Origin of the sequence: Halocynthiibacter sp., assembly GCF_049608145.1 — a bacterium.
Lineage (GTDB): Bacteria > Pseudomonadota > Alphaproteobacteria > Rhodobacterales > Rhodobacteraceae > Halocynthiibacter.
On the sequence record NZ_JBMYXF010000011.1, the window covers coordinates 59,538 to 70,947 of the forward strand.

Annotated in this window: 10 protein-coding genes; 9 read left to right on the plus strand and 1 reads right to left on the minus strand. The window is 51.2% G+C overall.

Annotated features, from left to right (window positions below):
• Nucleotides 1-586: 586 nt before the first annotated feature.
• The 4 genes from ACPGUT_RS05765 (at nt 587) to ACPGUT_RS05780 (ending at nt 6,685) form a co-directional block, all read left to right on the plus strand.
• Nucleotides 587-1,816: a hypothetical protein gene (locus tag ACPGUT_RS05765; RefSeq protein WP_423989369.1), complete on the plus strand. Its 1,230-nt coding sequence runs from the start codon at nt 587-589 to the stop codon at nt 1,814-1,816.
• A 1,009-nt stretch (nt 1,817-2,825) separates the two neighbouring features.
• Nucleotides 2,826-3,398, plus strand: coding sequence for a YceI family protein (locus tag ACPGUT_RS05770; RefSeq protein ID WP_423989370.1), 573 nt, complete (start codon nt 2,826-2,828; stop codon nt 3,396-3,398).
• Between the two features lie 193 nt (nt 3,399-3,591).
• Nucleotides 3,592-4,506: a hypothetical protein gene (locus ACPGUT_RS05775; RefSeq protein WP_423989371.1), complete on the plus strand. Its 915-nt coding sequence runs from the start codon at nt 3,592-3,594 to the stop codon at nt 4,504-4,506.
• Nucleotides 4,507-4,522: 16 nt separating this feature from the next.
• The gene (locus tag ACPGUT_RS05780) at nt 4,523-6,685 is read left to right on the plus strand and encodes a methyl-accepting chemotaxis protein (protein WP_423989372.1); all 2,163 of its coding nucleotides are present in this window, start codon (nt 4,523-4,525) and stop codon (nt 6,683-6,685) included.
• A gap of 39 nt (nt 6,686-6,724) precedes the next feature.
• Here ACPGUT_RS05780 and ACPGUT_RS05785 read toward each other — a convergent pair whose 3' ends face one another.
• Nucleotides 6,725-7,924, minus strand: coding sequence for a cytochrome b/b6 domain-containing protein (locus ACPGUT_RS05785; protein WP_423989373.1), 1,200 nt, complete (start codon nt 7,922-7,924; stop codon nt 6,725-6,727).
• A 323-nt stretch (nt 7,925-8,247) separates the two neighbouring features.
• Here ACPGUT_RS05785 and fabD point away from each other — a divergent pair, with 323 nt between their 5' ends.
• From fabD to ACPGUT_RS05810, 5 genes are all read left to right on the plus strand, one after another.
• Entirely contained in the window at nt 8,248-9,180 is a 933-nt protein-coding gene (gene fabD / locus ACPGUT_RS05790; protein ID WP_423989374.1) for an ACP S-malonyltransferase, read from the plus strand.
• A 90-nt stretch (nt 9,181-9,270) separates the two neighbouring features.
• Nucleotides 9,271-10,008: a 3-oxoacyl-[acyl-carrier-protein] reductase gene (gene fabG, locus ACPGUT_RS05795; protein ID WP_423989375.1), complete on the plus strand. Its 738-nt coding sequence runs from the start codon at nt 9,271-9,273 to the stop codon at nt 10,006-10,008.
• A gap of 212 nt (nt 10,009-10,220) precedes the next feature.
• Entirely contained in the window at nt 10,221-10,454 is a 234-nt protein-coding gene (locus tag ACPGUT_RS05800; protein WP_423989376.1) for an acyl carrier protein, read from the plus strand.
• Nucleotides 10,455-10,654: 200 nt separating this feature from the next.
• A complete protein-coding gene (locus ACPGUT_RS05805; protein ID WP_423989377.1) occupies nt 10,655-11,161 on the plus strand; it encodes a GNAT family N-acetyltransferase in 507 nt (168 codons plus the stop codon).
• 2 nt (nt 11,162-11,163) lie between these two features.
• On the plus strand, nt 11,164-11,410 hold a 247-nt coding region (locus tag ACPGUT_RS05810), incomplete at its 3' end, for a GNAT family N-acetyltransferase (protein WP_423989378.1).

The window sequence follows — 11,410 nt, forward strand, 5'->3', positions numbered from 1 at the left end:
CTGCGCTACAGAAAAAACGGGAGTCTGGGCTCGAACTTGCCGTTAGCTGCACTTTGCACCGATGGCCGCTTTGGCGCAGCCTCTGACTGTGCAAATGTCACTTTCTGCCCATTCCTGACTTCGGGGTGATGCGCAGCACGGCTGCCGAGCAGGATTGGCCTGTGAATGTCCGCATTCATCATTTTGACGGCGCACCTTCGCAATCGCAGAAAACATCTGCAATCCACTTGGCGCAGCGAAAGGCAACGACTGCTTCGGGCTGGGTGCTGCCGTTAGACGTGCTTTGCACCAGGTTCGACTCTGGGCCGGTTCTAACTGACAGCGTACAAATTGGATTGCCTTTAAACTTCGATAAGTGAGCGTGATACCAATGCACCGTGTCTAAGCAGTATTTCCAAAGGCAGAGTGACTGTTGAGTAGACGGAGTGATGTTTCTCTGGAGTTGCGCCAATGGCTGCTTTTGGGTGTCTAGAATACTCAAAATCGGACCAAAATGCGGTGCTTCCAAATATCGACTTTCAAGCAGGATGCGCTACACTAGAAGTGATTCAAACAAATGCATACGGTCAATTTTGGAGATACCCCCATGGTAGATTTTAATCAATTTTCAGACAGTCTTGCTCAGTTCCAGGAGGAGTTCTCAACAGAACTCATGGATTTGGAATGGGTCGCGGTTGAGCTGCATGTGGGTTTGGACACCACAAGTCCAGAGATCGTTGTTAAGCTCGCTGGCAACAAGGATTCGATACCAAGTTCGTTGCGTTCTGGATCGGTTTTCGAACATGAAGGTCGAAGTTACTCTATCCGAATGATGGCCGGCAGAGAAATCGTTGCTCAGGTTAAAGCGGGAACTGCTGCACGGCCTGAGGGAGCTCCATATTATGGGACGTACGGAGCCCCTATAGTGATAAATGGGGTGTACGTCGCAATATCAAATTGGCATGTTTTCTGCAAGAATGGGAACAGATCGAAAATCGGAGATAGAATACAGATTGACGGAAAAACGATCGCATCTCTGTATGATTTCGAACCGGTAAACGAGTTTGGAAACAACGAGTATGACATTGCATTCGCAGAGTTCGACGACCCTGATGATATTGAAGCTAGATTTCGGGAATGCTCAAATGGTTCACGTCTTCGATTTCCGCGGCGACTAGCCTGGAGTGTTGAGTTCGGCAAGGCGCATTATACCGTCGGTGCTCGCTCCCCAGTTTGCGGTCATGGAAAATTACTGGGTGTTGCAAATATCCGAGTGAAATACGGAAATGGCCGGGTAATCCCCTTCTCAAATCAACTAATGTTCTCAAAAATGTCCGATCGAGGCGATAGTGGCTCAATTGTTGTTGACGAGGAGCGGCATGAAGCTGTCGGTCTGATTTTTGCCGGTGACGACGAATCTAGTTACGCAAACTTTCTACCCGGCTACCCAGGTTTTTTGACAAGGGGCAGCATAGATCTAGGGCAATCGGCGTCTTTGATGAGCTTTTCGCATCAACCGGTGATGCGAAAGGATGAAGTTCTATTTGGCGGAAACAATTCTATCTCGATGGATATGCCTTTTGAGAAGGATGGAGGAGTGCCGTCAATTGATAGAGAATCCTTTCCTCGAGAACTGATTGACCCAAAAAAGAGATTGAAACTTTTTAACATAGATGGAAGTAAGCAAATTCGGGTTATTGACGCCCAAGGGAGTTGGGTCAAGGCTCAGATATTCGGCCGACGCGACCACCGACCTGGTCATGGCATAGAATACTATCTTGCTGCCACTGGCTTTTTTAACGTCAATGCACCAACCCGATTGTTCTATTTAGTTTAGTGCTCCCTATGCCCGCCCTAAAGCAAAAAGAGTATAGTTTGGATAGGTCTAAAAGTTGGCTCCACCGCGAGCCAACTTTCGTCCAGTGTAAAAAAAAACAGATCAGTTGTGTTGTGACATAATCGGCACCTTTGACACCGGGTTCACTTCGTCTAAAATCACTGAGTGCTCTTGCCCTACAAAACTTTTGCAGCCCTCCGTTTCTCTTTAACAAGGTTTTGACGACTGTTCGAAAACCGGACATTCGTTCCAAAAGCAGTGTGACGCAAGAGGGGCTCAGAGCCCCCTTGCAGCAATGCAATGAATTTCTTGCTTTAATGCGTATGTGAATGTCGGCTTTCGACTTTGAGGTTTTGATCGGTTCGCGCCTGCGGAGAAAATCCGGTTTCTGCCCGACGTGCAGATCGATCATGTCTGCTTTGGGCTTTTAGCGCGGCTTTTGTTGTGCCTTAGATTATGGATTTGCAATACATGTGTTACGATATTTTTACGAACTTATGTTTTAGTAATCTGATAAATAGTATAAAAAGGTGCATCTCGACCGCACCATTTCACATTATGATGTGAAGTTCGCTGAAAATTCAAAAATTACAGACACTTGAGAAGCTCGATAGTTGTTTTATCGGTCATAGGCCAGTGGCCTTGCAAAGGCCGTTTTCTGGATGGCTTTCTTCACAATTAGGGATCCATTTTCATATTTGTTCCAACCATGCGATCGACAGGTGCATTCTGCTGTTTATCGGAGGGGATCCGCCGCCTTTACGGTGGAAAACCTTTTTCAAAAAAGCCTGAAAACCGCGGCCCCTGTTGAGGCGGATTAGCAGATATAGCTTTCGGCTGTGTCCCAGGGCTTTGATATTGGGATAACCATGAATTTTTCGTGTTTATAAATGGTGCCAGGCAAAACCCCGCTCTGCGCATCTGTGAACACAAACTGTTTACTGCCACCGAATTGATCTCGTGGCATGATCATATCAAGTTTACTCCGAACTTATAAAGGATCACAGTTATGAAATCTCTTCTTCTCGCGGCGACTATGCTGACCGCAGCCACCGCCGCATCGGCAGAAGCCGTAAAATACGATCTGGATGCGTCGCACAGCCAGATCCTCTTCTCATATAACCACCTTGGTTTCTCTACGACTTGGGGCATGTTCTCGGGTTTTGAAGGTGAAATTATGTTTGATGAGGCCGACCCAAGCGCGTCTTCCGTGTCTGTGTCCATGCCGCTTGCCTCAATGTTCACGGGTTGGGAAGCACGTTTTGCGCATTTCATGGCGGAAGATTTCTTTAATGCGCAGGGTGACGAAATTGTCTCTTTCACATCCACTGGGATTGAGCTGACAGGCGAAACCACCGCAAACATCACCGGTGATCTGACCCTGAATGGCGTGACCAAATCTGTGGTTCTGGATGCGGTCCTGAACCAGGCCGCAACCAATCCGATGGCGCAGAAACCATGGCTGGGCTTCGACGCAACCGCCACTGTGTTGCGGTCTGACTTTGGCGTTGGCAACTTTGCTCCGCATGTATCAGACGAAGTCGCGATCCAGATCTCTATCGAAGCGGGGCAGGCTGAATAATCAGGCCTGACTATGCTGAAGAAAGCCCTGCCTGTCTGGCGGGGCTTTTGTGTTCTGAACTGGGTTTCAGGTTTTGCCACCCTTTAATTTATTGATTTCGAATGTAATTTATCGATCGGTGGCGTTTTAACCGAAAAATCACACGAATCACGCCAGACTTCCCCGGTAAATATTTTCCGTGCCGGAGTCAGATATGAAATTGCACCGCCTTGCCCCTGTTTTTATGGCTTTACTGGCAGCAGCGCCCCTGCAAGCCCAGGAAGAAACACCAAATCATGTGTTTCAATCTGCGGACATGATCCATCAGGAGCTTCTTTTGCTGAACGAAGCCAATTTTTCAGAGGCCCCGACACAGCAATTGCCCCGTATCCAGGCCTTGCCTCGACATGTCTTTCAGCGCGCGCGCATTATCTGGGCCAAGGTGCAGTTGCTTCGATTTATGAATGGGCTGCCAACGCGGTCGATTGATCCGCTGCCGGTGCGCGATGTACAGCCTGCGGATGTGAAGGGCATTGTTGATAGCATTTTGGCCGATATCCGGGAACTGCGACCGGCCTATTCCATCACACAAGATGTGGCGGAAACAACGCTTCCACAGGGGAAAACACCGACTGATGTTCTTGCACATCTGGCGATGATAGATCGTGAAATCGATGCACTGGGCGTTCCTGGAATTGTACCAAATGATGTCTATCAGGTTGCGGCGACATTGGTGCGTGATCTTGAAACAGTAACCGAACACATGGATGTCTCTGTAGATCTGAATGCGATTGAACCTGTCCTGGGCAAAAGCCCAGCAGATGCCTACAATAATGCATATGCATTGCTTGCCGATTTACAAGCGCTTTCAACGGCCGATCAGCGCTTCAGCGTCACCGGGGGGATCGAACCTCCGCAGCAGAAAAGCAGTGATATCACACCATCTGATGTGATTTTTCTTCTTGGTCGCGGGCTGGCTGATGTTGGGGCTGTTAAATACGCAACCGGTGTCACGACTGTCACAGTGGATGTGCCTCTTGAGGGGGGGAAAACCCCTTCTGATGTCTTTCATGTGATTGAACAGGCCAGAGGTCTGGTTGCGGCACTCTCTGCCAGCAGCAACGGTTGATCAGGAGAGTATCCAAATGTCTGATGTATCTGTTGAAAAACTGAATGAAACGGGCACGAAGGCCTCCGTCCTGGAAGGGAAATCTAGCCGTTTCTCGATGCGACTTGGTGGTAAAATTCTGAGCTTGGTTCTGATCCCGGTGGTTTTCCTGAGTCTTGTGAACGCTTATACAATTCTTTCATCGTCTCAAAGGTTGGAAAACACGTTTTCCCATATGGATGAAACGTTGGAATACAACCGCAGACTGACCATAGCCAGCGGCAATATGACTGACGGATTACTCAAAATTAACAGCTCTGTTTCCGGTCTGGATGAAACCCGCCGGGCAAATATCCAGCGCCATAGCTATGATCCACAGAGCGAAATCGGGCGTAGAAATGAAGTGCGAGATGCGATCAATGCATATTTCACCAGTATTATCCGATTTAGTGCAATCGTTGAACAGGAAGGATTACATTCAACCGAACTGGATCGTGGCCTGCATTATCTGATACGGTCCGGCGCGACGCTGGGACGATTGAATGCCCTTTATACAACAGCCAACAGTCGGACCCTGCGATTGATCCGGGACGGTGATTTCGAGGCCGCCCGCAACAACTACAATTTTGAAGAACGTGCGCGGCTGGGGTCTATTCAGAAGCTTGTCAACGCCACAAGTCATCATTTTACCGAAGTGACCAATATGATTGCGACATTGGTTGCAGATGCTGAACATCAGACGGCAGTAGATGCTGCTGCCCTTCAGCGGAAAGTGCTGACTTATTCTTTTGCTGGGTTGGCGGCGTTAACTTTGGTAATACTGGCTTCTGCGACCTTATTTGCGCGGCGTAATATCATTAACCCAATTCGGCTGATACCTGGTGAAATTCTGAATTCGGACGCAAAAGCTAAAACAAGTTCCGGTGCGGGAATTGGTTCGTCGCGTAACGATGAAATCGGTGACGTTCTAACGGCTGTGGAAACGATGCGCCGCAGGACACTTGAAAAGCGTGCGCAGGAAGAACAGAAAAACGCTGAACGCGATGCAAAAATACGAGAACAGCAAAAAAACAGACGCCTTGCTGCCGAAGCAGAAGAAAAACGTCGCGAACAGGAAGAAGCGGAAGCCAAACGCCTAGAAGATGACAAATTGCGGCAGCAAGAGATGCTGGCCCAGGCCGAAAGTAAGCGCAATCTGGAAGAGCAGGCCGAAGTGGTTCGTGCCCTGGCTCGGGGGTTAAGTGCATTGTCTGAAGGCAACCTGTCAGATCTGATTGATACGGAACTTGCGGGGGAATACGACCAGCTGAGAAAAGACTTTAACGCCGCTGCCGAAAGCCTGTCTCTGGCCATATCGCAGATTCAGGATGGATCCGTTCGCATTCGCGCCGATGTCAATCAAATCGCTGCAGCATCAGATGATCTTGCCCGTCGCACGGAAATGCAGGCCGCAACCCTTGAAGAAACCGCAGCGGCGCTGGACCAGGTTACAGCATCTGTGCGCTCAACCGCAGATGGGGCCGGAAATGTCAGTAAAATTGTGGATACTGCACAGGAAAATGCAAAAATCAGTGGCCAGACGGTTCAGCGCACGGTCGAAGCAATGGATAAAATAAACACGTCCTCTTCCGAAATTCAGAAAATTATCACAGTCATTGATGACATCTCTTTCCAGACAAATTTGCTGGCCCTGAATGCGGGGGTTGAAGCGGCCCGTGCAGGACCTGCGGGGCGGGGGTTTGCGGTTGTCGCAAGCGAGGTGCGCGCATTGGCCCAGAGATCATCAGCTGCCGCCGCTGAGATTGGCGCACTGATTTCTAACAGCGGAACGCAGGTGCGTGATGGGGTGGAAATGGTTGAAGAGGTGCAGAAATCACTGAAAGAAATTGTCACATCGGTGCAGGAGGTCGCAACACATGTCACGGAGATGTCAGCCTCAAGCGTTGAACAGGCGACAGGGCTTGCGGAGATTAACACTGCGATAAATAATCTAGATGGTGTAACACAGAAAAACGCCGCAATGTTTGAAGAAACCAATGCAACCACACAAAGCCTGATGCAGGAATGCGAAGTGTTGTCAGGGGCTGTATCCCGATTTTCGCTGATTCAGGATGAAACCGATTTGGCAGCGGAAGGCAGTTTTACTTCGGTGCGCGGGGTCGAGGATAGATCATCAGACGCAACTGAGACAGCGGCCTGATGATCCTTGGGATGATTGTATGGACTTTAGATCTGGGGGTTATCCAGGTTCTGCTATGAGGTTGATTTTGACATGCACAGGAAATGCCAGAGAGCTTTCATCGGGCATGTCCGGTCCAATTTGGTAGTCCAGACGCATCAGGTCAAAACTGGCGGTCATTTCAGCTTCTCCATCTGAAAGGACAAGGTCAAAGTCAAAACGCAGCGGTTGTGTGACGCCTTTGAGGGTGAATGCGCCATCTGCGATATAGCCGTCATCGGAGTGTATAATATCCCCTATAAACCGCGCTGTCGGAAACTGGGATGCGTTGAAAAAATCCGCGTCCATGGCCTGATCTGTAACAGATCCAAGTGTCAGGGAAGAAATTGCGATTTCAACATCGACATTCCCGGCAACAGGCAGAGTGCGATCATCGGTAAAGTTAATGCTTGCATTCCAATCTGCAAAACGACCGGTGACCGCTGATCCAAACTGCGTCACTGAGATTTCAAGGCTGCCTTCACGCACTGTCCAATTCCCACTGGTTTCGGCCAATTCAGGTGCTTCAAGTTCAACGCTGTGAGCGTTCAGTGCTGGCAAATAAAATACAGCACCGCCAACAGGCAGAGCAACGGCCCAGACTAAAAGAGCAGCATAAAGAGGGGACTTACTGTGTTGTATGATTGCGCTGCCCCCCTCGGCCCGCCCCAACATACGTTTCAGGACGATATCTTTGTCAACAAAGTGATGTTTCAGTGCGCCTGCGATATGCAGCAAAATAGAAAAGGCCAGAACCCGTTCAAATGTTTTGTGCAAAGCAGAGAATAGAACTGCAGTGTCTTCGGATTTTTCGACAAAGGGCAGGTTTTGTCCGAACGGCCAGAATATTGGGGCGAAACCCGTTGTGGCCGCATGATGGATCCAGCCCGTCAGCGGCACCAGCACCAGTGAGCCGTACAAAAGCCAGTGAATCATTTCGGCGACAAAGGTTTCGAGTTTGCGATCAGGATGCAATGGGGCTGGTTTTGGCTGGGTCAGCGCCCATAGAATACGGGCAAGGGCCAGGAAGAATGCCAAAACGCCTAGGGTTTTGTGTATTTGAAACAGAAAGGCTTTTCGTGTCAAAAGTTCGGGCGTATCAAACGCCATGCCATCCGCGATGATGCCCAGTGGGATCAGCGTGATGATACAAAATGCGACGCTCCAGTGGAAGAACCTGGCAACAGACCCAAAGCCTGTAGTGGTGTTTTTTGTGGACATGAGGGTACTCCTGACAAGGTAGTTTAACATGAACCGAATAGAGCCAACCGGCAAGGCTGGCTATTTGCGCCTGCGCGCGAAGATTGTGCATAATTGCGGAAAGTGTCGGGGGTGCTTCCGAATAGGGCGGTCCTATACCTGCATCAGAAACGTAGTGGCTGGAGCACATTTTTTAATGGGATGCGGTAGGGGTTCTGATCTGTCTGGTGAATGGTTCGAGATAAAGACAATGCATCCTAGATGCGGCAATTTCCTCTAAACCATTGCGACAGGGCGCAGGGCAGGGTATCCCGACGTTAAGGTAACAAAACGAGGGGCGTAATATGCGTGCATTTGTATTTCCAGGGCAGGGTGCTCAGACCATTGGGATGGGTAAAGCTCTGGCAGAGGCTTATCCGGCCGCGAAAGCCATTTTTGACGAGGTGGATGACGCGCTGGGCGAAAAACTGTCGGATCTGATCTGGGAAGGCGATGCGGAAACGCTGACGCTGACGCAAAATGCGCAGCCTGCGCTGATGGCGACCTCGTTGGCGGCGATGCGCGCATTGGAAGCCGAAGGCATTGCAATCACAGATGCGTCTTTTGTGGCGGGGCATTCTCTGGGTGAATATTCCGCACTGGCGGCATCCGGTGCGATTTCCGTGGCGGATACGGCGCGCCTGTTGCGTACACGCGGTGAAGCGATGCAAAAGGCCGTGCCTGTGGGCGTTGGTGCGATGGCGGCTCTGCTGGGGTTGAACTTTGAAACCGCTGCAGAGGTGGCCGCTGAGGCGTCACATGATCAGGTCTGTCAGGCTGCAAATGACAATGATCCGGGCCAGGTTGTGGTGTCTGGTCATAAGGAAGCCGTGGAACGTGCGATTGAAATCGCCAAAGCCAAAGGCGCAAAACGAGCGGTTCTGTTGCCGGTGTCTGCGCCGTTCCACTGTGAATTGATGCAGCCAGCGGCCGAAGTCATGGCGGAAGCTTTGTCACATGTTGAGATCAACCGTCCGGCTGTGCCGTTGGTGGCGAATGTTCGGGCAAATGCGATTTCTGATGCCGCAACCATCCGCAATCTGCTGGTGGAACAGGTGACTGGTTCTGTGCGCTGGCGTGAAAGCGTTGCGTTTATGGCGGGTGAAGGTGTGACAGAGATCTGGGAAATTGGTGCGGGCAAAGCCCTGTCCGGTATGATCCGCCGGATCGAGCGTTCTATCGCCTGTAAAGCCATTGGCACGCCCGAGGATGTAAAAGCGGCAACAGCTGCGGAGTGAGCTTTGGCGAGGCCGGGGGCGCTGCCCCCGGACCCCCGGAGTATTTTAAGCAAGATGAAAGACGGTGTTGCCGTCAGCAGGAGAGAATAAATGTTTGATCTGACAGGAAAATGTGCACTGATCACCGGGGCATCTGGTGGGATTGGTGGCTCTATCGCCAAAGCTTTGCATGGGGCCGGCGCAACTGTGGGCCTGTCCGGCACACGGGTTGAGCCGCTTGAGGCGCTTGCGGCGGAGTTGGGGGAACGGGCACATGTATTGCCATGTAACCTGTCTGATGCTGAGGCTGTGGATGCGCTGCCAAAGGCTGCAGCGGCGGCAATGGGATCTGTTGATATCCTGGTGAACAATGCCGGCATCACACGGGACCAGCTGTTCATGCGCATGTCAGATGAGGAATGGCAGTCTGTTTTGGATGTGAACCTGACATCCACCATGCGTCTGTGCCGTGGTGTGATGCGCCCGATGATGAAGGCGCGTTGGGGCCGGATTGTGAACATCAGTTCCATCGTGGGCGCCACCGGTAACCCGGGTCAGGTGAATTATGCCGCATCAAAAGCTGGCATGGTCGGCATGACCAAATCGATCGCTTATGAAGTCGCCAGCCGGGGAATCACCGCAAATGCTGTGGCGCCTGGCTTCATCGCAACGGCGATGACGGATAAACTGACCGACGATCAGAAAGAAAAAATCAACGTGCAAATTCCGGCGGCGCGTATGGGCAATCCGGAAGAAATTGCGGCTGCAGTGCTTTATCTTGCAAGCCCAGAAGCCGCTTATGTCACCGGTTCCACCTTGCATGTGAACGGCGGTATGGCCATGTTGTAACGCATCGCCCTGCAACGCGGGGCTTGCGAAAGCGTTTGCCTTATGCATCTGATGTGCTATAGGCCACGCAGCATTTTACCGGGGCGCGGATGAACCGTGTCGGGAAAGCTGTCAAACGGGTGCCCTTACGGCACTTTCAGCCGGTCCCATCTGGTGATCCGGGCCAAACAGAGAGAAACGGGGATTATCCCCGAAATAAGTGAGGAAGAAACATGAGCGACGTTGCAGATCGTGTAAAAAAGATCGTTGTTGAGCACCTTGGTGTTGAAGCAGAAAAAGTAGCTGAAAACGCTTCTTTCATCGACGACCTGGGCGCAGACAGCCTGGACACCGTTGAGCTGGTTATGGCTTTCGAAGAAGAGTTCGGCATCGAGATCCCGGATGACGCTGCAGAAACCATCCAGACTTTCGGCGACGCAGTGAAATTCATCACTGAAGCTTCTTAAGCTTTAATCGCTTTTAAGATTACGGAAACGGCGCCCGATGTGGCGCCGTTTTTGTTTTTATGGGGCAGGCTGCGATATTTCACGCATAGCACGTGTTGGTGAACGGCTGGCCTGTTGAGGAAAGCCATGGCATTGATACTGTCGGGCTGGCAGTGGCATGTGTTCCGGGCCTATCCTACGAACTGGATGAGGTGTCATAGATGGATAGCGTAATGATCCCCGACCTGGCGACCGACCGGTTGCGATTGCGTGTGATGGACATGACTGACTGGCCGGAGTATCGCGCAATGATGATGTCAGATCACGCGCGTTATATGGGCGGGCCTTATGATGAAAAAGGCGCCTGGAGCTGGTTCTGCCATGATATCGCCCAGTGGCATTTGCTTGGACATGGGGCTTTGATGGTGGATCGGGCAGATGGGACAACCGTGGGGCAAGTGTGCCTGAACGCCGGGCCGTTGTTTCCGGAACGAGAATTGGGATGGTTCCTGTATTCTGGATATGAAGGGCATGGGTATGCCAGTGAAGCGGCGGCCGCTTTGCGTGACTGGGCTTTTGCAAACTTAGATATCGAAACGCTTGTCAGTTATGTGGATGAGGGCAATCTGGCTTCGGCCCGGGTGGCGCAGCGTTTAAATGCGGTTGTCGATGAGAGTGCCGCAAAGCCTGATCCGGAAGATATTGTTTATCGGCATATCAGGCCATGAATATGAAGCAGGACAAAACAACGGTATGGACGGAACGCCTGATCCTGCGATTGCCGCAGGAGAATGATTTTGAGGCCTATGCTGCGATTTGGGCGGATCCAGAGGTTGTTCGCTATATAGGCGCAGTCCCCAGATCGCGTGCGCGGTGTCGCGACGCTTGGGAAAAGAACCTGACATCTTGGAAAACGCAGGGGTATGGCAACTGGATGATTGAGGGTCGTGAAAGCGCTGCGTTGATCGGGCAGGTTG

Coding starts and splice junctions, on each gene's coding strand:
- ACPGUT_RS05775 (WP_423989371.1), top strand. CDS start 3,592: ATGAAATTGCACCGCCTTGCCCCTGTTTTTATGGCTTTACTGGCAGCA.
- fabD (WP_423989374.1), top strand. CDS start 8,248: ATGCGTGCATTTGTATTTCCAGGGCAGGGTGCTCAGACCATTGGGATG.
- ACPGUT_RS05770 (WP_423989370.1), top strand. CDS start 2,826: ATGAAATCTCTTCTTCTCGCGGCGACTATGCTGACCGCAGCCACCGCC.
- ACPGUT_RS05785 (WP_423989373.1), bottom strand. CDS start 7,924: ATGTCCACAAAAAACACCACTACAGGCTTTGGGTCTGTTGCCAGGTTC.
- ACPGUT_RS05780 (WP_423989372.1), top strand. CDS start 4,523: ATGTCTGATGTATCTGTTGAAAAACTGAATGAAACGGGCACGAAGGCC.
- fabG (WP_423989375.1), top strand. CDS start 9,271: ATGTTTGATCTGACAGGAAAATGTGCACTGATCACCGGGGCATCTGGT.
- ACPGUT_RS05805 (WP_423989377.1), top strand. CDS start 10,655: ATGGATAGCGTAATGATCCCCGACCTGGCGACCGACCGGTTGCGATTG.
- ACPGUT_RS05765 (WP_423989369.1), top strand. CDS start 587: ATGGTAGATTTTAATCAATTTTCAGACAGTCTTGCTCAGTTCCAGGAG.
- ACPGUT_RS05800 (WP_423989376.1), top strand. CDS start 10,221: ATGAGCGACGTTGCAGATCGTGTAAAAAAGATCGTTGTTGAGCACCTT.